We start from the raw sequence: 20,874 nt of genomic DNA, 5'->3' as shown, positions 1-20,874 counted from the left end.
GGTCATCCTTGTGTGTGTTCAGGTAAGAAAGGTTCGCCGAGCGTCAGCATCAGGCGATTCGCCCAGGCAAAGAAGGCGGCGGATTGAATCAGGTCCAGCAGCTCCAGCGTGCTGAATCCCTGAGCGCGCAGCGCCTGCAGCTGTTTCAGGCTGGTGGCGGCAGGCGTAATCGATAAGGTAGCAACCAAATCGATCTGCGCCGCCCAGCGCGCCGATTGTCCGTGCGACAGCTCAGCGCCCGGCGCGACATTCAGCAGCTTCTGCACCGCCGGTTCATCTTTCGACAGCTGGCTGGCTTTGCGCGCATGCACCGAGGCGCAGTAGATGCAGCCGTTGACCTTGCTCACCACCGCGGCGGCGAGTTCTCGCTCGGCGCGCGAGAGTCCGCCTGCGGTGTAGAAGATGCCTTTATCGGTTAGCGTGCGCTGCTCAAGCAGCGGCTGATTGCGGCCCAGCAGGCGGAAGTAATCAGAGTCGCTGTGGCCGAATTTCGCCAGCGTTGCCTGCTCTTCAGCGCTAAATTCCTGCAGCGGTTTTGCCGCCAGCCACGGTTCCCAGCCGAGTTCCTGTTGGGTAAAGGCGGTGAGGGCGGTTTTCCCGCTGACGGTGAGCGGCGCATCGTGCCATTTACCGGCCACCGCATGCGGCTGCGACGCCGTCTCTTCACCGTTGAGCAAACGCAAACCCGCAAGCAAGCGGCTCTGGAAGCTGACAAAGGCAATCAACTGCGCCAGCGTGACGATGCCACGTGGCGACCAGCCGGCAGTTTGCAGCGTCTCGATGTTCTGCGGCGCAGCATCGACCGGATGCAGGCTCAGCAGTTCCGCAAACGCCAGACCCGCAGCGAAGCGTGCGTTGTTAGGCTGATCCGGCTGGCGGTAATGCGCTTCGAGACTCGACGCGCCATGCCAGGCCGCGACCTGCGCGGCGAGGGCGAAACGTTCTGCTAACGGCAAATCCTCATCATCCTGTGAAAACAGCACGTCATAGCTGCCTTGCGTGTGCTGGGTGGCGGCGTGACGCTCGGCGCGGGCTTGCGCCAGTTCAGACGCGGGATCGATATCCGCCAGCGCGGCCAGTAAATCAAACGTTTGAGACATGAAATTCTCCTGTTAAGCGTGGCTCAGCGCACGCAGCGCGGGCGCAATATGCTCGGCAATCAATTCGATAGAACGCAGAATGTCGGCGTGTGGCGGATCGATGGAGTGCACCTGGAAGCTGATATCGGTGACGCGTTGCAGCGACGTATCGGCCAGCAGCGATTGCCGCACCGTGTCGGCATCGCCGAAGTGCGCATCCAACTGACGCGCCTGTTCGTCCAGCGTGTTGCCAATCACGTGTCCCGATTCACGGAAATGCTGCGCCTGGCGCTGTAAGCCCGGCTCGGCAAGACGGCGCGCGTAGTCGTTGGAATCGGCCACAAAAGCGGTGCGCGATGCCAGAATGCGCGGCGCAATGCCTGCTGGTAAAGCCGCCAGATAGGCATCAATCATCGGGTTTTGTATCTGGTGGAGCGGCAAATCAGGCTGGCCCGCCGGACGCGGCTGGGTGCGCGACAGCATCAAACCGTGCCCGGCAAGGCCTGCGCGCGCCGCACCTTCCACCGAGAAGGTGGCGATCCACACGCGCTGCGCCAGCGTCGGCGCTGCGGGGTAAAGATGATTCTCCGGATGGCCCAACATATCGCCGCGCCAGGCGCTCAGCAGTTGATGCAGATGATCGGCAAACACGCTGGCACGCTGGTCGATAGTGATGCCGAACGGCAGAAACGAGGTCGCGGTACCGCCCGATCCTAAACCGACTTCGAGGCGACCGTTGCTCAGCAAATCCAGCACCGCGGCATCTTCGGCGACGCGCAGCGCGTTCTCCATCGCCAGCGTGATGATGCCGGTGCCAAGCCGAATAGTGCGGGTGTGCGCCGCAACGTGGGCCAGAAACAGCAGCGGTGAAGGCAAGCCGCCTTCTTTCTCGTGAAAGTGGTGCTGAGCAATCCACGCGCTGTCAAAACCGGTGCGCTCGGCGTGCTGAATCTGTTCAGTCGCCAGGCGATAGCGCTGCTGTGCGGAAGTGTCATCCAGCAGGCGAGTGAAAAAACCAATGCGTTTGCGCGTCATGCAGACTCCTTAATCAGCGGACGGAAAGCGGGTATCGCGTCAATCAGCGATCGGGTATACGGATGCTGCGGCGCGTTAAATAGAGTGACAGTGTCACCTTGCTCCACCACTTCACCGGCGCGCAGCACGGTGACGCTGTGCGCAATGCGGCGCACGGTGGCGAGGTCGTGGGTAATAAACAGATAAGTGAGGCCGAGCTCGCGTTGCAGTTGTTGCAGCAGTTGCAGAATCTGCGCCTGCACTGTGACATCCAGCGCTGAGGTCGCTTCATCCAGCACCAGAATCGCCGGTTGCAGAATCAGGGCGCGGGCGATGGCTACGCGCTGACGCTGGCCGCCAGACAACTCGCGCGGTTTACGCGTCAGCAGCTCCAGCGGTAACGCCACGCGCTGCGCCACGGCTGCGACGCGTTGCCGGCGCTCGTCGCTGCTGAGTTTCTCAAAGTTACGCAGCGGCTCTTCAATGATGGCGAACAGCGTCTGGCGCGGATCCAGCGAGGCAAACGGGTTCTGATACACAAACTGAATCTTGCGGCGCAGCTGACGTTGCGCTTCGCCGCGCAGCGCGGTGGCATCGATGCCATCGATCACCACGCGGCCGCTATCGGCCTGCTCAAAGCCTAAAAGAATGCGCGCCAGCGTGGTTTTCCCCGAGCCGGATTCGCCGACCAGCGCGTGCGTGGTGCCGCGCGCCACCGTGACGCACACCTCTTTCGCCACCTGCAGCTGCTGCTGGCGACCAAGGGAAAACTGTTTATTGATGCCGGAGAGCTGAATCGCTGGCGACGAGAAGTTGGCCTGTGTCGGCACGGACAACGCGCTGTCGTCCGGATCGGCGTCCTGCAACAGCTGCCGCGTGTAAGCATGCTTAGGCGCGTTGATCACCTGCGCCGCCGGGCCTTGTTCCTGAACTTCGCCATGACGAAATACCAGCAGGCGATCGGCGCGTTCTGCCGCCAATGCCAAATCGTGCGTGACAAACAGCACCGCCGTACCGGATTCGCGGCGCAGCACTTCCAGCAGATCGAGAATGCGTTTTTGCACCGTGACATCCAGCGCGCTGGTGGGTTCATCGGCAATGATAATCTGCGGACGCAGGGCGAGGGCGATAGCAATCAGCACGCGCTGTTTCATGCCGCCGGAAAGCTGATGCGGATACTGCGTCAGACGCTGTTCCGGATGGCTCAGCCCCACTTTTTGCAGCAGCTCCAGTACGCGCTGCTGACGTTCGGTTTTGCTGATTTTCAGGTGCAGCTGCAACATTTCACCGACCTGATCGCCAATGGTTTTCACCGGATTGAGCGAGTTGCCCGGATCCTGCGGCACTAAGCTGATGCTGACGCCGCGCAGGCTATCAAGACGTTTAGAAGACCAACCGGCGATATCGGTGCCGTTCAGCACAATTTTGCCGCTGTCCCGGCGGCCGTTTTCTGCCATCAAACCAATAATGGCCTGCGCGGTGGTGGTTTTGCCGGATCCGGATTCACCGACCAGCGCCACCATTTCACCCGGCTGCAACTCAAAGCTGACGTTGTGAACCACCGCGCGCCACTCGCCGCGCTGGCGATAGCTGAGGGTTAAATTTTCAATGGCTAATAACGCGCTCATGCGTCACCTCCGGCCAGTTGACGACTGATGCGGTTGGCGGCCAGCACCACGGCGACCACCACAATGCCGGGGAAGGTGGTGAGCCACCACGCGGTCGCCAGATAGTTACGTCCTTCGGCGATCAATAAACCCCACTCGGGCGTCGGCGGCGGCGTGCCGTAGCCGAGGAAGCTGAGCGTGGATAACGCCAGAATCGCCTGGCCAAACTGCAAGGCGGCGAAGGCGATCACCGCCGTCAGCGAGTTGGGTAAAATGTGACGCCACAACACGCGCCCGAAACTGCCGCCGCTGCCGTAAGCCGCTTCGACGAACTCGCTGCGGCGTACGCGGACCACTTCGCCACGCGCCAGGCGGGCAAAGCTGGCAATCGAGGCGATGCCCACCGCCAGCGCGGCGTGCACGGTGCCAAAACCCAGCAGAATCAGAATGCTGAGCGACAGCAGCAGCGAAGGAATCGACAGCAGCACATCCACTAAGCGCATCAGCCAGTTCTCAGTGCGACCGCCCATCGCGCCCGCCAGCACGCCGAGCGTGGTGCCGCCAATCAGCCCCATCGCCACCGCTGCGACCGCCGCCGACAGCGACTGTGACGCACCATAAATAATGCGCGCGTAGAGATCGCGGCCCAGCTGATCGGTGCCGAGCCAGTAAGCGGCCTGCGGCGGCAGACGTTGTGCGCCAGGCACGCCTTCCGTTGGGCTGAAATGGGTAAACAGACCAGGCGCAAATGCCGCCAGCAGCGCCAACAGCATCACGCCCCACGCCAGCCACAAACCTGGCTGGATGTTGAGCACGCGGGACGCACGTGCGTTGCCGTTGCTTTGACGCGCAGTTGAGTAATCGACCAGACTCATCGGTTGCCTCCGGCAATGGATTGCAGACGCGGATCGAACAGCGGCATCAGCGCATCGACCAGCAGGTTAATCAGCACAAACGCCAGCGCCGAGATCATCACCACCGCCTGTAACACCGCGATGTCCTGATTATTCACCGCCTGCTGCGTCAGCTGACCGACGCCGCTTAGGCCAAACACGGTTTCGGTAATCAGCGCACCGGCGATCAGTTCCCCGAGCAGCAAACCGGCAACGTTCAGCACCGGCAGCAGCGCATTGCGCATCACGTGATGCCACAGCACATGGCTTTCGCTGGCGCCTTTAGCGCGCGCGACCGCCACGAACGGCTGGGTAGAAACCTGATCGATGCTGCGCAACAGAATCTGCGCCAGCGGCGCGGAGATTGGGATCGCCACAGTAATCACCGGCAGAATCAAACCCTGTAGCGGCGACGGATTGATCACCGGGATCCAGCGCAGCTGGAAGGAGAACAGCTGAATCAGCGCGATGCCGAGCCAGAAGGTTGGCAGCGAGATAAACAGCGCCGGAATTGATTGCAGCACCGAACGCAGTAAGCGCAGCGCCGGCAAGCGCGATAACGCCGCCAGCGCGAACGCGATAAGGGTTGCCAGCGCAAAACCGAGCAGCGCCAGTTGCAGCGTGGCGGGCAGGTTGCTGATCAGCTGTTCGCTGACCGGCACGCCCGCCTGCACCGAGTAACCAAAATCGCCGCGCACCATCGCCAGCAGCGTGTGCACGTACTGCTGCCAGAGCGGATTATCCGCGCCGTAAGCCAGTCGCATTTCGGCGATTTGATCCGGGCTAAGGCCCAGATCCGGGTTCTGAAACTTGATCAGCACCGCATCGCCGGGCAGCACCTGCAGCAGAAAGAACGACAGGGTAAACGCGGCCCACAGCACCAAAACGCTTTGACCCACTCTTCGCAGCAGTGAACGTTGCATCATCAACCTGCCTTAGTGTTTTTCCAGCCACGCGCCGTAGAACGACGGACGACCCACGGCTTCAAAATTCACGCCTTTCAGCCACGGCGCACCGGCAAACACCTGCGGTTCTTCAAAGATCGGAATTACATAGGCCTGATCGAGCAGATAGCGCTGCGCCTCGCCGGTTACCGCCAGGCGTTTCGCCGGATCGACTTCCGAGGAGATCCCCAGCAACAGCGTGTTCAGTTTGTCGTCGCGGAAGTTCTGCACCTTGTCGCTGGAGCCGCCTTTTTGCAGCAGCGCATCACGGTTAGTCGGATAGAACTGGCTCTTCACCACGTCAGGATCGGCGCGTCCCACTTCGGACACCACCAGCGGGGTTTTCAGCGGATCGAGGTTATCCAGCACGCGGCTGCCTGCATCACCGGCTTTCACCGCCAGCGCGACGCCAACCTGACGCCACTGCTGTGCCACCAGCTGTAGCACCTCTTTGTTCTGCGGCTGCGGCAGCGATTCATAAATGGTCAGCGCCAGTTTCTTGCCATCCTTTTCGCGGATGCCGTCGCTGCCCGGTTTCCAGCCCGCTTCATCCAGCAGCTTTTTCGACAACGCCGGATCGAATTTCAGCTTGTCGGCCAGATTGACGTAACCGGCCGCCGAGGTGGCGATCACCGACGTGGCCTGCGGATAGTTCGGTGAGAACAGGGTTTGCACCACTTGCTGAGCGTTGGTGGCGTGCAGCAGCGCCTGACGCACTTTCACATCGCTGACTAGCGGGTTATCCGGGCGGAAGCTGATGCTGTCGTTGACGCCACGCGTGGGTGCAGCGTAAATCGGGAAGTTTTGCTGCTGCGCCTGCTTCTCGTCGTAGGCTTGCACCTGACGAATGAAGTCGGCCTGGCCGGCCAGCAGCGCGCCAATACGCACGCTGTCTTCCGGCGTGACGATGAATTTAATGCCGTCGAGATTGGCGGGACCTTGCTGGGCGAGGTTTTTCGGGCCCCATTGATAATCTTTGCGCGCGGTTAAATCGACCTCGCGGCCGAGTTTCTCATCGCTGACCACAAATGGACCGGAACCAATAATATGACGCGCATCGCCGAGTTGGTCGAAGCTACGCTGCAGCGTACTGAGGGAAACCAGGCCTGAACCGATGGTAGCGGTGCCCTGTAAAAAACCGGGAGATGGCTTTTTGAAATAGAATTTCACCGTCTGAGGATCAATAACTTCACTGCGGTCGTAATTATTGATCACTTCGGAAACCGGCAGGCGCTGGGCTTTATTTCCCAGACCGTAAGTATCAAAGTTTTTGGCTACCGCATTGGCATCTAAGGGCGTGCCATCAGAGAAGGTGACGCCGAGACGAATTTTAAAGGTATATTCGGTTTTATCGGCGTTACTGCTCCAGCTTTCGGCAATCCACGGTTCCACTTTTAAGGTTTCAGGATTCTGCCACGTCAGCTTATCGGTAATTTGATTCAGAATACCGCCATTGGGATAAAAGCCACCGGCGGGTGGATAAAGGTTGGTATGTGCCTGTTGTTCGAGGTAAACCAGCGTGCCGCCTTTGACGGGCGTGTCTGCCGCGTGGGCGCTAAAAATCCCTGATAGCAGGGCCAAACTCAACGCCTGCAAGTGAAAATGCTTAGTCATGGTGTTTCCCTTTTTAATCAATAGCCCGACGGGCGGTTTTCATCATTGAATGCCGCACACGGGAGTTGAACCAAGGAATTGCACTAAGCTTTGCTAAAAAAAATAAATAGGCGTTCTGTTCATACGATGGGGCGCCATAAATGGCGTAATGCTTATTAGCTAAGCCATTGGTGATGGCGCTGACCGGTGCCACTTTTGATCCGGCGGTCCTCGCGCCGCTTACGCGGTACCTTCACTTCGCTCGTCTGCCTGACGGACCGGCGGAGACGGGACGTCCTGTCCCGGCTCCGCCTTTCGCCCGCGTCCTGCGGGCTCTCCTGGCTTCCTCGCTTCGTTCAGCGCTGCGGATTGCCGGCCCAAAAGCGGCCCCGGCCTGCTCCAAACCTTCAGTGCGTGTTGTTGAAAAGGGCACATTTGCCAGAGGCGCTGACGCGTCTGCTGCGGCAAAAGGGCTATCCGCAGCGCTGAGGCTTTTACGTTGGGCCAGGAGCCTCACGCAGGGATGCGTGAGGCAGTTCGGGGCCGGCCAGGACGGCCGATCCCCGAATGATCCGTCGGCACGACGTGAAAGCCGAAGGTACCGCGCTAGCGGTGCGAGGACGGCCCGTGACGCAGTAGATGTGTCAGAGCCCGCAGCAGATTTAAAGCACAATGATTTGACCGGTTGTTACATCACGCCCATTAAACGCGGTAGCCATAGCGATAACGCCGGAATATAGGTAATCAACATCAGCACAATAAGCAACACGCCATAGAAAGGCAGCATGGCGGTGACCACTTGCTCAATCTTTTGCTTACTCACTGCGCTGGCGACAAATAATACCGTGCCGACCGGTGGCGTAATTAAACCGATGCCTAAGTTGGTTAGCATTATCATGCCGAAATGAACCGGATCGACGCCGAGTGCGGTGGCTACCGGTAATAGTACCGGCGTCAGAATCAGGATCAGCGGTGCCATATCCATTAGCGTCCCCACCACCAGTAGCAGCAGATTAATGCACATCAAAATCACATACTTGTTACTGGAAAATTGGGTAAAGGCTTCGGTAATAATGGTGGGTAATTGCATAAAGGTCATTACCGCACCAAAACCGGCGGCGAAGGCGATCAACACCATCACAATGGTGACCGTTTTGATGGTCCGAAACACCAGAATATGCAATTGCGTCCATTTGAAATCACGATAAATAAACATGGTGACAAAGAACGCCCAGATGCAGGCAATGGCTGCCGATTCCGAGGCGGTGAAAACGCCGGACAGAATTCCGCCGAGAATGATGAAAATGGTGAACAATCCCCAAAACGCATCGAAGAAGATTTTCAACGCCTGCTTGTAAGGGATGCGCTCGCCTTTGGGATAGCCGCGTTTACGCGCAAATCCCAGGCACATCACCATTAAGCAAAAACCCAGTAACAGGCCAGGAATGATGCCGGCGACAAACAGCGATGAGATGGTGACAACACCGCCGGTGGCGAGCGAATAAATCACCGAGTTGTGGCTGGGCGGGGTTAACACCGCTTGTACCGAGCCGCTGGCCGTTACCGCCGCAGCGAAGTCACGCGGATAGCCTTTCTCCTCCATCTGCGGAATCATCACGGAACCTATCGAGGCGGTATCCGCCACCGAAGAGCCCGAAATCGCGCCAAAGAAGGTTGAGGCGACAATATTCACCAGCGACAAACCGCCACGAATAAAACCAACGAAAATATAGGCAAAGTTGACCAGCCGTCGGGCAATGCCGCCTTCCGCCATAATCGCACCAGCCAAAATGAAGAACGGAATGGTTAACAGTGAAAACTTATTTATGCCGTTGGTAATCTGAATCACCACCGCTTCCAGTGGTAAATCGATCCACCATGCCCCGATAAACGCGCTCAATCCAACGGCAAATGCCACCGGGAAACCCACCAGCAGTAATACCACCAAACTGCCTATCAAAATCAGTGCGTCCATTTTCTTCTCCGCTTAGTGGGTGCCGCCAAGAGTCACGATGGCGCGTTGGCTTTGATCGCCATTAACCAATCTTTCAATGACAAACAGCAGGGTGAAAATCGCGCCGATTGGGATCGGCAGATACATTTCGCCATAGGTCACCACCGGTAATGAGGCCAGCGTTTGCACCCACATCGCTTCACACAGGTTGTAACTGGCGCGGAAAATCACCAGACAGGTGATGATCATCAGCGCGTCAGACAACTTCAGCAGCCAGCGCTGATTCACCGGCGAGAGCCGGTCGGTCATCATCGAGACGCAAATATGCGTACCGGCGCGGAACCCGACTGGCGCACCAATAAAGGTAAAGATGATCATGCAAATGATGGCGACCGGTTCTGGCCAGGATAACGCGTCGTTCAGCACATAGCGGGTGAAAATCCCGATGGGAATCACCGTCACCATGATCAACAAGGCAACGGCGGCGATCGCCATGCACAGCAAATAAAGCCCATCCATCAGACGAGAGTATGCAGTCATAATGTTTACCTGATTAAAACGCCACGCAGGCACGTGGCGTGGGGAGGATTACTTCACATCAGCAATTTGTTTCATCAAATCCTGATATTTCCCGCCAAACTGATCGCGCACTGGCTGGGTGGCTTTCATGAAGGTTTCACGATCGGTTTCCTGGAAGGTCACGCCACCGGCTTTCATCTTCTCGATGGATTGTTGGGTGTAAGTTGCCCAGAGCTGACGCTCTTCCTCCTGCGCCTCTTTGCCTAATTTCTTCAGCAACGCTTGGTCGTCAGCCGAGAGACGATTCCACAACGGTTTAGAGTAGAGAATCATTTCAGGCTGAATGAAGTGGCCGGTGAGGGTGTAGTACTTAGCGACGGGCATATAGTTGTGGGCAACAAAGGTTGGCGGGTTGTTTTCAGTGCCATCCACCACGCCGGTTTGCATGGCGCTAAACACTTCGCTCACGCCCATTGCCACCGGGTTTGCGCCCATGGCTTTTAAGGTCGCCAACGAAATCGCACTGTTTTGCACGCGGATTTTCATACCCTTAAGATCGTCGGGTTTGGCGATGGGCTTTTTAGTGATCATGTTGCGCACACCGGCGTCGGTCCAGCCGAGGAATATCATGCGGGCGTTAGGATCGTTATCGAATTTCTCGACGATATTTTTCCCGATATCACCATCAAGCACCTTGTGCATATGATCCTCATCGCGAAAAACATACGGCAAGGTTAATACGCTGGTTTCTGGCGCGATGGTGGTGACCGGTGCCAGCGAAACACGGATCATGTCAATGGCGCCCAGTTGCACCTGCTGCAGCGTTTGGTCTTCATCGCCTAGTACGCCACCGGCGTAAACCTTCATTTCTAATCGGCCATCAGTGGCTTTTTTTAGCTTCTCGCCCATGTGTTCAAGCGCCACCACCGTGGGATAACCCGCCGGTTGAACTTCGGCCACTTTAATGACCTTGGCGGAAGCCACTGCCGGGCAAAACGCTGCTGCAGAGGATAACGAAACGACCAGAAGTAATTTTTTAAACGTCATGCTTTTTCTCCAGCTAAAGGGAGGCAGGAAGGTGCGGCGCATTAATTTGTCGAAGGATGCCGCGTGGTGTCAGCATAGAGAAAATAGTGGCTGGAAAAATAAGGGAATGGCGATTGGATGAATTACGTCACATTTTGAAACGATGTTTTAATAATTTTATATTGAGTGTCACATTTTCAAAACATCACCACAACAATCTATATTCTGTGGGGATAATTATGTGTTTTCAAAGGAGTTTAAACCACATGGTCCAATCTATCTCCCTGATATGCATAAAGTAAATATAGATACGACAATATCATGTTTTACGAATCCGCCTTCTCCGCCACAAACTACTCGCCATATTCATGACGAAAAGGATAAGGCGCATGTCATACCGACTGAGTTTGCTGGATAAATCGCCGATTGCCGACGGAGAGACAGCCAGCCACGCGCTACACCGCACGTTACAGCTGGCGCAGCAGGCGGAAGCCTGGGGCTATCACCGTTTCTGGTTAGCGGAACACCACAATACCGATCGTCTGGCGAGTCCGTCGCCGGAACTGCTGATCGCCTGGATCATCGGCCAGACACAACATATTCGCGTCGGCTCCGGCGGCGTGATGCTGCAACACTACAGCCCTTACAAAGTGGCGGAAAACTTCAACTTGCTGGCGTCCTTAGCGCCGGGCCGCATTGACGTTGGTGTTGGCAAAGCGCCGGGCGGCTTGCCGCTCTCAACGCGTGCGTTGCAGCTCGGTGTGCATCTGCAAGAGAAAGGCAGCTTCGCCGAGCAATTGACGCTGCTGGATAGCTGGCTGCAAGTGCCGCCAGTGGGCGATGAAGAGATTCTGCGCGCCACGCCGCAGCCGCCGCGTCCGGCCAATCGCTTCCTGCTGGGTGCCAGCGAAGAGAGCGCCAAACTGGCGGCAGAACTCGGCTGGCAGCTGGTGTTTGCGGCGCATCACAACGGCGATCCGCAACTGATGGAAAAAGTCCTCAACAGCTATCGCCAGCACAGCAACGGCCAGCGCGCGCTGGTGGCGGTGCAAGTGGTGGTGGCGGATTCGCCGGCGGAAGCCGATCTGCTGGTGGATAACCTGCGCGTTTACCACGTCAGCGTGAAAGATGGCCCCAGCGTTAACGTCGGCAGCGTCGAGCAGGCAGAACGCTATGTGCGTCAGGGCGGTTATACCGATTACGTAATTGAACCGCGCACGCCATCGCTGCTGAAAGGCACCGCCGCGCAGGTGCATGCCAAGCTGGATGCGCTGCATCAGAATTTCGGCATTGAAGAGTTCGTGATTGATACGCCGGTGGCTGAAGAGCAGGCGCGCGTGAAATCACTCGAACTGTTGGCCACTCACCGTTTAGTCACCGCATGATTCGCTGCTTCCGGAGGCAAGTATGACGCAATTTAGCGAACATCAGCTGATTGACTGGCGACGTGAGCTGCACAGCTGGCCGGAGTTATCCGGCCGCGAAGTCGAAACCACCGCGCGCCTGCGCCGCTGGTTACAGGACGCCGGTTTGCGTCTGCTGGATTATCCGCTGGAAACCGGCGTGATCGTGGAAGTGGGGCACGGCGACACGTTGATTGCGCTGCGCGCCGATATCGATGCGCTACCGATTCACGAAGCCACCGGACTCACTTACCGCTCGCGCAACAGCGGCGTAATGCATGCCTGCGGCCACGATGTTCACAGCGCGGTGATGCTGGGCACGGCCTTGCAGCTGAAAGCCGTTGAAGATCAATTGCCGGGGCGCATCCGTATTCTGTTCCAACCGGCAGAAGAGAACGCCACCGGCGCACGCCAGTTGATCAATGCGGGCGTGCTGGACGGTGTGCAGGCGATTTTCGGCATGCACAATGAACCCGGTTTGCCGACCGGCACCTTCGCCACCCGTGGCGGCGCGTTTTACGCCAATGCGGATAAATTTATCGTGCGCGTTTCCGGCAAAGGCGCGCATGCCGCGCATCCGGAAGAGGGCGTGGACAGCATTGTGGTCGCCAGCCAGATTATTCAGACGCTGCAATCGCTCACCAGCCGCAGTTTCAATACGCTGGACAGCTTAGTGCTCAGCGTGACGCGTATCGACGCCGGCAAAACCTGGAACGTACTGCCCGGCGAGGCCGAATTTGGCGGCACGGTGCGCACCCATGACAAACAGGTGCGCGCGGAGCTGGAGCAGCGCGCCCGTACGCTGGTGGAGAATATCGCCGCCGCCAACGGTGCCAGCGCCACCTTTAGCTGGCATCCGGGTCCGCCGGTGCTGGAGAACGATGCGCGCTGGGCGCAGTTTGCCAGCAACGTGGCGCAGCAGGCGGGCTACCGCGTGCAGACCGCTGAGTTACATCTCGGCGGCGAAGATTTTGCCTACTACTTACAGCAGATCCCCGGCGCGTTTGTCAGCATTGGCAGCGCGAGCGAATTTGGTCTGCATCATGGCGGCTTCAATCCTGATGAAGCGCTGATTGCCCCCGCTGCACACTACTTTACGCAACTGGCTCAGCAAGCGTTGCAGCACCTCAACGCGCGATGTCGTGACGCCATTCTGAACTAACGCGATTCACCCTTTAATTCCGGTTCTGTACGGCGACAGGCATGTCGCCGTCAGGCTGCGCCTTGGCAAAAGAGAGAACATTATGACTGCAAGACAACTGCGATTGGGCACCATTCTGCATGGCGCGTCCGGCAATATGTCCGCGTGGCGTCATCCGGCGGCGCTGGCCGATGCCAGCATCAATTTTGATTACGCCAAACATATTGCGCGCAAGGCGGAAGCGGGCAAGCTGGATTTCCTGTTTGTTGCCGATGGCCTGTTTATTAATGAAAAATCGATTCCCCACTTCCTCAATCGCTTCGAGCCGCTGACTTTGCTGTCGGCGCTGGCGGGCGTTACCGAGCATCTTGGTTTGGTCGGCACGGTTTCCACCTCATACAGCGAGCCGTTCACCGTGGCGCGGCAGTTTGCCAGCCTCGATCATCTGAGCGGCGGTCGTGCGGGCTGGAACGTGGTGACCTCGCCGCTGGAAGGTTCGGCGAAGAACTTCTCGCGCCAGCAGCATCCGGAACACGCGCTGCGCTACCGCATCGCTGATGAGTATCTGCAAGTCGTGAAAGGGCTGTGGGATTCGTGGGAAGGCGACGCTTTCGTGCGTAATAAAGAGAGCGGCCAGTTCTTTGATCCTGAGAAGCTGCACACGCTGAATCACCACGGCGATTTCTTCCAGGTGCAAGGGCCGCTGAATATCGAACGCACGCCGCAAGGACGTCCGGTGGTGTTTCAGGCGGGCGCATCGGAAGATGGCCGCAAGCTGGCCGCTAAACACGCCGACGCCATCTTTACCCATCAGCCGACGCGCGAAGAGGCGCAGGCGTTCTACCGCGATGTGAAAAAACAGCTGGTTGCGAATGGCCGCGAACCGGGCGATCTGCACATTTTCCAGGGCGTCGGTGTGATTGTTGGCGACAGTGCGGAAGATGTGGAGCAGCAGTATCAAACCACCGCCGCGCTGGTTTCCATCAAAGATGCGCTCAACTATCTCGGTCGCTTCTTCGATCATCACGACTTCTCACAATATCCGCTGGATGAGCCGTTCCCGGAACTCGGCGATATCGGGCAAAACAGCTTCCGCAGCACCACCGACGAAATCAAACGCAAGGCGCGCGAGCATGGCCACACGATGCGCCAGGCGGCGCTGGAAGCCGCGACGCCGCGTCCGCTGTTCCACGGCACGCCAGAGCAGGTAGCCGACGGTTTGCAGCTGTGGTTTGAGAGCGAAGCGACCGATGGCTTCATCATTCAGGGCGGCACACCAGATACATTCGAACGCTTTGTCGATCGCGTGGTACCGATTCTGCAAGCGCGCGGTTTGACCCGCAGCGAATACCCCGGAACCACGCTGCGCGCCAGCTTTGGTCTGAAAGATCCGGTTAACCAATACACACAAAAATAAAACTCGAGAATAAACGCTATGCAGAAAAAATCCCTTATTGCGCTGTTGTTGCTGGGCATGAGCAGCGCCGTATTCGCCGAAGATGTGGCGGTTAACGGTCAAAACATCAGTGTTGAAGCCAACAAAACGCCGATCAATACCGCGAAAAATGACGCCGCAGTGGCGCAGATCCCGGCTGGACATCGCTTTGCCGTGCCGGGTTCGTTCACCGTAGCGGTCGCCGCGCTGAATTCGCCGCCATTAACTGTATTCAGTGATGACAACAAAACCCTGCTCGGCAGCGAAGTGGATATCGCCCGCTTAGTCGCCGACAGCCTGGGTCTGAAACTCAACGTGGTGCCAACGTCATGGGAAGACTGGCCGCTGGGCGTGGCATCGGGCAAATACGATGCGGCGATCAGTAACGTGACCGTCACTAAAGAGCGCAAAGAACGCTTCGATTTCGCCACCTATCGCAAAGATTCACTCGGTTTTTACGTCAAATCCAGCAGTCCAATTACGTCGCTGACCAAAGCCGAAGATATTGCCGGACTGCGTATTATCGTCGGCTCTGGCACCAATCAGGAATCGATCCTGCTGGCCTGGGATAAAGAGAATCAGGCCAAAGGGTTGAAGCCGTTTACGCCGGTGTATACCAAAGACGATGCGGCCCAAACGCTGGCGCTGCAGTCAGGCCGCGCCGATGCCTACTTTGGTCCGAACGTAATTGGCGCCTGGAAAGCGGCGCTGACCAAGCAGACGCGTTTGGTTGGCAGCGTCGATGGCGGCTGGCCGAAGGCGGCGCACATCGCGGTGACGGTGAAGAAAGATGGCGGTTTAGTGCAGCCGATCAACACCGCGCTGAATGGCGTGATCAAGAACGGCGATTACGACAAGGTGCTGAAGCGCTGGGGTGAAGGCGTGGAGCGTATCGACAGTTCAGAGATCAATCCGGCCGGATTGGGCGATTAAGGAGGCCGCATGAGCGAGCAACTGTTCCGCGAAGTATCACCGGAAGCGCCTGAGCTGCAACCGATTTTGACCGGACTGTTTGGTGAATATACCGCGCGCTACGGCGCGTTCTTCACCAGCCAAAAAGAGGTGGAGCTGACCGAATGGTATTTACCGCCGCGCGGGCTGTTTATCGTGCTGGAGCGTGACGGCGAGATCATCGCGATGGGCGCGTATAAACCCTACGACGAGGTGACCGCTGAGTTTAAACGCATCTGGACGCGCAGCGATCTGCGTCGTCAGGGATTGGCGCTGCTGATCCTGCAGGAACTGGAGCGCCGTGCGCTGCGTGCGGGCTATCAGCGCGTGTTTCTCACCACCGGTTTCCGCCAGCCAGAAGCGGTGAAGTTGTATATCGGCCACGGTTATCAGCCGCAGTTTGAGCTGCTGGAGGATATGGAAGTCTACAGCCAGCCGCCACACGATGGACGCTTGCGCTTCCTGAAAGTGATTGATGTACATAGCGTGGCGCAGGCCAGCTAAGGAGTTGTAATGCGTAATGAACCACAACGTTTAACCGTGGTGCCGGCGCGATATCCGGCACGTACCGTCGGCGCGATTGTCGCGCTGTTTATTCTGGCCAGCGTGATTGATTCGGTTGCGTTCAATCCGCGCTGGGAATGGGGCGTGTTCGCCAAATGGTTTTTTGATCCGGTGATCCTCAGCGGTTTGGGGCAAACGCTGCTGCTGACGCTGTTTGGCACCATACTCAGCCTGATTTTTGGCGGTTTGCTGGCGCTGGCGCGCCTCTCGTCATCCTGGCTGCTGAGTACGCTGGCGTTTGGCTATATCTGGCTGTTCCGCTCGCTGCCGCTGATCGTGGTGCTGATCATCCTCTACAACTTCTCCTATCTGTACGACACGCTGTCGCTGGGCATTCCGTTTACCGCGCTGTCGTGGGGCCATTTCCAGACCATCAACGTGCTCGGCCAGTTCCCGGCGGCGGTGATTGGTTTGACGCTGGTGCAGAGCGCTTATAGTGCTGAGATCATTCGCGGCGGCTTTTTGGGTGTCGATCACGGCCAGTTTGAAGCGGCTTCGGCGCTGGGATTATCCTCCACGCGCCGTACCTTCCGCATCATTCTGCCACAGGCGCTGCGCGCGATTATTCCTACCACTTTTAATGAAATCATCAGCCTCGCCAAAGGCACCTCAATGGTTTACGTGCTGGCTATGCCGGAACTGTTTTACACCATTCAGATGATCTACAACCGCACACAGCAGGTGATTCCGCTGCTGATGGTCGGCGCGGCTTGGTATCTGATCATCACCACCGTTCTGTCACTGTTGCAGCACAGCGTTGAGCGCTGGCTGGCGCGCAGTGTCACCCGTGAACCGCAGCCGTCGCGCTGGCGTCAATGGCGTAACCGCAGCGCCAAACCTGCAACCGAGGAGCTTTCCCATGTCCGAAGCCATTGATTACCGCAATCTGCATACCGCTGGCGCCATTAGCATTACCGGCGTGAGCAAGTCGTTCGGCAAACTGAAAGCGCTGGATGATGTGTCACTGGAGCTGGAACCGGGATCGGTGACGGTGATTCTCGGGCCGTCTGGCTCGGGCAAATCGACGCTGCTGCGCACCATTAACCATCTGGAGCGCGTTGATGAAGGCTATATCCAGATCGATGGCGATTACATCGGTTATCAGCGTCGCGGCGACAAGCTGTATGAGCTGAAAGAGCAGGCGATTCTGCGTCAGCGCATCAACGTTGGCTACGTGTTCCAGAACTTCAATCTGTTTCCGCATCTGACGGTGCTGGAGAATCTGATTGAAGCGCCGATTGCGCATCGTCAACTGTCACGCCGTGAAGCGATTGACCGTGCCGGTGAGCTGCTGGATGTGGTTGGCCTGCGTCACAAAGCCGATGCCTGGCCGCGCCATTTGTCGGGCGGCCAGCAGCAGCGTATCGCGATTGCGCGTGCCTTGATGCTCAATCCGCGCGTGATGCTGTTTGATGAACCGACGTCAGCGCTCGATCCCGAGCTGGTGGGTGAAGTGCTGGATGTGATCAAAAAACTGGCGCGTTCCGGCACCACGCTGGTGATTGTCACGCACGAAGTCGGTTTTGCGCGTGAAGTGGCGGACAACGTGGTGTTTATGGTCGATGGACGCATTGTTGAGCAGGGCAGCAGTAATCAGGTACTGAATCAGCCGCGCCACGAGCGCACCAAACGTTTTCTGGCGCGGGTACTTTAATGGAACGAGTGATTATTGCGGCGTTGCTGACAGTGATGTCAGGCGCGCCAGCCATCGCAGCAGAAACGCTGGATGCCAAAAACAACGAAACGCCCATCAATATAGCCGCGAATCCCCAGGCTATCGCGAAGATTCCGGCGGGTTTTCACTTTGTGAATCCGGGTTATTTGACCGTCGCCACCACGGCGATGAACTCGCCGCCGATCGGTTTATGGGCGTCGGATAATAAAACGCTGATCGGCAGCGATCCGGATATTGCGCGTCTGCTGGCGGACAGTTTGGGTTTAAAGCTGAAGCTGGTGCCAGCCGCCTGGGAAGATTGGCCGCTGGGTATTACCGCTGGACGATATGACGTGGCGATGTTCAATATTGCCGTCACCGAAGAGCGCAAAAAGAAGTTCGATTTCGCCACTTATCGCGCGGATAACCACGCCTTTGCGGTGAAAACCAACAGCGCGATAACCGCGATTAAGGGCCGCGAAGATGTGGCGGGTAAGCGCATCATTGTGGGTTCGGGCACCAATCAGGAGCGGATTTTACTCAGCTGGGATGAGAAGAACCGCGCGCAGGGCTTAGCGCCGGTGCAGCCGATCTATCTCAACGATGATGCGGCGGCCACGCTGGCGCTGCTTTCGGGACGTGCGGATGCAACGTTTGGCCCTCAATCATTGGCAGCATGGAAAGTCGCTTCGCGCGGGCAGACCAAAATCGTCGGCCACGGCCCGTTCCGCGCTTGGGTAGCGGTGACCACTAAAAAAGGTAATGGATTGGATGTGGCACTGCAGCAGGCAATTAATGGCGCGATTGCCAGCGGCGAGTACAAACAAGTATTGGCACGCTGGGGCGAACAGGAAGAGGCGGTGGAAACCTCGCAGGTAAATCCGCCGGGGATTGTTTACCAGTAATTTTCTGTTCTGCTTAATTTTGCGAGAAAGCTCACGATGTGAAAGTTGTGAGCTTTTTTTTATTTCATTGGGTTTTAGGTCGGCTCACATTAAATTGTCGGTAGATTGTTACTTGCTCAGTTGATTGATTATCTTCTTTGTTTTTTTGACAGTTATTTTTATTTTCTTATTCAAACCACTAATGTTTGTGAAAAAAACCGGTGTTAAGATGTTCAGGGTTTTGGGCGAGTGCGGTGTTTAACGTTTACCATTGCAAAAGGGAGTTTGATTATATGGCCTACCGTCAACCTGCATTACCCAATCAAAAATGGAAACGATTGGGGTGAAATAATGTTAGCTGAACCGTTAAATAAAAGTGTTATCAATTATGCGTGCCGTCAACGTAAATGCAAACAAGGCGGACAACCACCGAGCGGAGGTAAAGGAATGCAAGAGCGTGTTAAAAGTCTGGAAGACAATGTTACCGTATTGGTTTCTGACGTAGCGGTGATTAAGTCAAACTATGCCACGAAACAGGATGTCGAAGCGGTCAAAGCGGATGTGGCGGTAATCAAGTCAAATTATGCGACTAAAGAGGATGTGGCTGCCGTGAAAGCGGATGTAGCGGTGATCAAGTCTAATTACGCTACCAGGGAGGATGTTGCGGCGATAAAGGTCGATTTATATAAAGCAATGATTACACAAACCAAATGGATGGTGACTACCCAATTTGTAACCTTAGGAGCGGGTCTTTCACTTGCGAAACTGCTGTTTTAGTTAATATGCCGTGTGCCGGTCGCCATAAATGGCGACCCTGCAAAACAGGAGATTATATTTTGGCTTTCTTGATCCATACCTGCGCATCTGCGGGCGGCAGCGGGCGGGCGAAATGGTAGCCCTGAAACAGATGACAGCCTTTATCGCGCAGGTAGGTGAAATACTCCTCACTCTCGATGCCTTCAGCCAGCACATTCAGACCCATTTCACGCGATAACTCGATGGTTTTCTGCACCACAATCGCCGATGACTCATTTTTAAAAATCTGCATGATTAATGATTTATCAATCTTAATATCATCAATGGCAAAATCACTGATCGATTTAAGCGATGAATAGCCGACGCCAAAGTCATCAATCGCCCATTTAACACCTAATTGGCTAAAATGGCTGATTACGTCGCCAATACGCTTCTGGTCGTAGACAAAAGTGGTTTCAGTAATTTCAAACTTGAGGCGTTCGGGGCGGATTTTATAATGTGACAGCGATAACAAGGTATCCTGGGTGAAATCGCGGTGTATTAACTGCAGCGGACTGATGTTAACAGAAAACACCAAATCACTAAGGTGCTGACCGCGATCCCATTCGGCGATTTGCTGTAAGGTGTGTTCCATCACCCACTTGCCAATGTCGATTATCAAGCCACTTTTTTCGGCCACTGGAATAAACACTTCGGGTGAAATAAAGCCTTTAACAGGATGCTTCCAGCGCAGCAGGGCTTCAAATCCAATCAGCTTTTTATTGCTGTCGACTTGTGGCTGGTAATAGAGCTCCAGCTGATTCTTTTCGATGGCTTGTGAAAGTTCGCGTTTGATCAAATCGGTTTCGGAGTAGTTGCCGCGCAGCGTGAATGCCGTCAACAACAGCGCGATCATTGGCACTGCACAGTTGACGATATAAAAGCCGGATTCATGCGGAATATTGAGCTGAAACGCGCTATGTTGCCAGGTTAATCCGGTCGAGATAAAAAACAGATAAACCACCAGGCAGATTAACGGGAATATTTTACTTAAGTAAGGTGTTTGCTGGCGTAATACCAATGCTGAGCCGACGGTTAACGCCACCAGATAATTGTACTCTGAGTGTTTTTCTACTCTGTGGTCATTATCCAGCAGAAACAACAGCATTATGATCAGTAACAAAGCATGCACGATGATGTAGAGATGTTTGTTCAGCTTGTCACGGAATGCCGCAATGACAATATAAAATCCCATCGCGGTGCTCAGGCAATATAAGGCGGAAACACCATTTTCTCCCTTAATGAAATTCGTCGCTACCATATAAAAACCCGCCAGGATGCTGGAAAATCCAGCAATGAGCAGAGTTAAGCGCAATTTTTTTTCTGGGTTATCACCCTGCAAAATGAAGGGTAAATCTTTTAGCATGGAATATCTGGAGCTAAAATAAGAAATCATCTGAGGTTCTCATTTTTACTGT

20 protein-coding genes are annotated in these 20,874 nt (G+C 56.2%); 9 read left to right on the top strand and 11 right to left on the bottom strand.

The window, feature by feature from the left end:
• Positions 1 to 2: 2 nt before the first annotated feature.
• The 10 genes from IB226_RS09890 to IB226_RS09845 all read right to left on the bottom strand — a co-directional run bounded on the left by IB226_RS09890 (position 3) and on the right by IB226_RS09845 (position 10,650).
• Entirely contained in the window at positions 3 to 1,100 is a 1,098-nt protein-coding gene (locus IB226_RS09890) for an alkylhydroperoxidase domain protein (protein WP_192235021.1), read from the bottom strand.
• A gap of 12 nt (positions 1,101 to 1,112) precedes the next feature.
• Positions 1,113 to 2,114 carry a putative FMN-dependent luciferase-like monooxygenase gene (locus IB226_RS09885; RefSeq protein ID WP_192235019.1) on the bottom strand — a complete coding sequence of 334 codons (1,002 nt, stop codon included), beginning with the start codon at positions 2,112 to 2,114 and terminating at the stop codon, positions 1,113 to 1,115.
• On the bottom strand, positions 2,111 to 3,721 hold the full coding sequence (locus tag IB226_RS09880) for an ABC transporter ATP-binding protein (RefSeq protein WP_192235017.1): 1,611 nt from the start codon (positions 3,719 to 3,721) through the stop codon (positions 2,111 to 2,113). Before IB226_RS09880 ends, IB226_RS09885 begins: the two co-directional genes overlap by 4 nt.
• Positions 3,718 to 4,575 (bottom strand): ABC transporter permease, encoded by an 858-nt coding sequence (locus IB226_RS09875; RefSeq protein ID WP_110868458.1) that lies wholly within the window; start codon positions 4,573 to 4,575, stop codon positions 3,718 to 3,720. Before IB226_RS09875 ends, IB226_RS09880 begins: the two co-directional genes overlap by 4 nt.
• Entirely contained in the window at positions 4,572 to 5,516 is a 945-nt protein-coding gene (locus IB226_RS09870; protein WP_192235601.1) for an ABC transporter permease, read from the bottom strand. Before IB226_RS09870 ends, IB226_RS09875 begins: the two co-directional genes overlap by 4 nt.
• 12 nt (positions 5,517 to 5,528) lie before the next feature.
• Positions 5,529 to 7,151 (bottom strand): TIGR04028 family ABC transporter substrate-binding protein, encoded by a 1,623-nt coding sequence (locus tag IB226_RS09865; protein WP_192235015.1) that lies wholly within the window; start codon positions 7,149 to 7,151, stop codon positions 5,529 to 5,531.
• 13 nt (positions 7,152 to 7,164) lie between these two features.
• Positions 7,165 to 7,344, bottom strand: a complete 180-nt coding sequence (locus tag IB226_RS09860) for a hypothetical protein (protein ID WP_192235013.1) — start codon at positions 7,342 to 7,344, stop codon at positions 7,165 to 7,167.
• Positions 7,345 to 7,818: 474 nt separating this feature from the next.
• The gene (locus IB226_RS09855) at positions 7,819 to 9,105 is read right to left on the bottom strand and encodes a TRAP transporter large permease (protein WP_192235011.1); all 1,287 of its coding nucleotides are present in this window, start codon (positions 9,103 to 9,105) and stop codon (positions 7,819 to 7,821) included.
• Between the two features lie 12 nt (positions 9,106 to 9,117).
• Entirely contained in the window at positions 9,118 to 9,624 is a 507-nt protein-coding gene (locus tag IB226_RS09850) for a TRAP transporter small permease (RefSeq protein WP_110868462.1), read from the bottom strand.
• Between the two features lie 48 nt (positions 9,625 to 9,672).
• Positions 9,673 to 10,650, bottom strand: a complete 978-nt coding sequence (locus IB226_RS09845; RefSeq protein WP_137386972.1) for a TRAP transporter substrate-binding protein — start codon at positions 10,648 to 10,650, stop codon at positions 9,673 to 9,675.
• Between the two features lie 368 nt (positions 10,651 to 11,018).
• Between IB226_RS09845 and IB226_RS09840 the strand changes: the two genes are divergently transcribed.
• The 9 genes from IB226_RS09840 to IB226_RS09800 all read left to right on the top strand — a co-directional run bounded on the left by IB226_RS09840 (position 11,019) and on the right by IB226_RS09800 (position 19,438).
• Positions 11,019 to 12,014 (top strand): MsnO8 family LLM class oxidoreductase, encoded by a 996-nt coding sequence (locus IB226_RS09840; protein ID WP_137386971.1) that lies wholly within the window; start codon positions 11,019 to 11,021, stop codon positions 12,012 to 12,014.
• Between the two features lie 22 nt (positions 12,015 to 12,036).
• Positions 12,037 to 13,194, top strand: a complete 1,158-nt coding sequence (locus IB226_RS09835) for an amidohydrolase (RefSeq protein WP_192235009.1) — start codon at positions 12,037 to 12,039, stop codon at positions 13,192 to 13,194.
• A gap of 82 nt (positions 13,195 to 13,276) precedes the next feature.
• The gene (locus IB226_RS09830; protein ID WP_192235007.1) at positions 13,277 to 14,590 is read left to right on the top strand and encodes an LLM class flavin-dependent oxidoreductase; all 1,314 of its coding nucleotides are present in this window, start codon (positions 13,277 to 13,279) and stop codon (positions 14,588 to 14,590) included.
• Positions 14,591 to 14,608: 18 nt separating this feature from the next.
• Entirely contained in the window at positions 14,609 to 15,541 is a 933-nt protein-coding gene (locus IB226_RS09825; protein ID WP_192235005.1) for an ABC transporter substrate-binding protein, read from the top strand.
• 9 nt (positions 15,542 to 15,550) lie between these two features.
• Positions 15,551 to 16,063 (top strand): GNAT family N-acetyltransferase, encoded by a 513-nt coding sequence (locus tag IB226_RS09820; protein ID WP_101761402.1) that lies wholly within the window; start codon positions 15,551 to 15,553, stop codon positions 16,061 to 16,063.
• A gap of 9 nt (positions 16,064 to 16,072) precedes the next feature.
• Positions 16,073 to 16,999 (top strand): amino acid ABC transporter permease, encoded by a 927-nt coding sequence (locus IB226_RS09815; protein WP_110868467.1) that lies wholly within the window; start codon positions 16,073 to 16,075, stop codon positions 16,997 to 16,999.
• A complete protein-coding gene (locus tag IB226_RS09810) occupies positions 16,983 to 17,777 on the top strand; it encodes an amino acid ABC transporter ATP-binding protein (RefSeq protein ID WP_110868468.1) in 795 nt (264 codons plus the stop codon). Before IB226_RS09815 ends, IB226_RS09810 begins: the two co-directional genes overlap by 17 nt.
• A complete protein-coding gene (locus IB226_RS09805; protein ID WP_192235003.1) occupies positions 17,777 to 18,682 on the top strand; it encodes an ABC transporter substrate-binding protein in 906 nt (301 codons plus the stop codon). The genes IB226_RS09810 and IB226_RS09805 overlap by 1 nt, the downstream gene beginning before the upstream one ends.
• A gap of 330 nt (positions 18,683 to 19,012) precedes the next feature.
• A complete protein-coding gene (locus IB226_RS09800; protein WP_225608255.1) occupies positions 19,013 to 19,438 on the top strand; it encodes a hypothetical protein in 426 nt (141 codons plus the stop codon).
• Between the two features lie 52 nt (positions 19,439 to 19,490).
• Here the strand turns inward: IB226_RS09800 and IB226_RS09795 are convergent, their stop codons facing one another.
• Positions 19,491 to 20,822: a bifunctional diguanylate cyclase/phosphodiesterase gene (locus IB226_RS09795; protein ID WP_225608254.1), complete on the bottom strand. Its 1,332-nt coding sequence runs from the start codon at positions 20,820 to 20,822 to the stop codon at positions 19,491 to 19,493.
• Positions 20,823 to 20,874: the final 52 nt, after the last annotated feature.

The organism is Pantoea sp. PNT03 (assembly GCF_014852515.1).
GTDB classification, from domain to species: domain Bacteria; phylum Pseudomonadota; class Gammaproteobacteria; order Enterobacterales; family Enterobacteriaceae; genus Pantoea; species Pantoea leporis.
The sequence above is the reverse complement of the archived record's forward strand: the minus strand, read 5'-3'. Positions and strand labels throughout refer to the sequence as shown.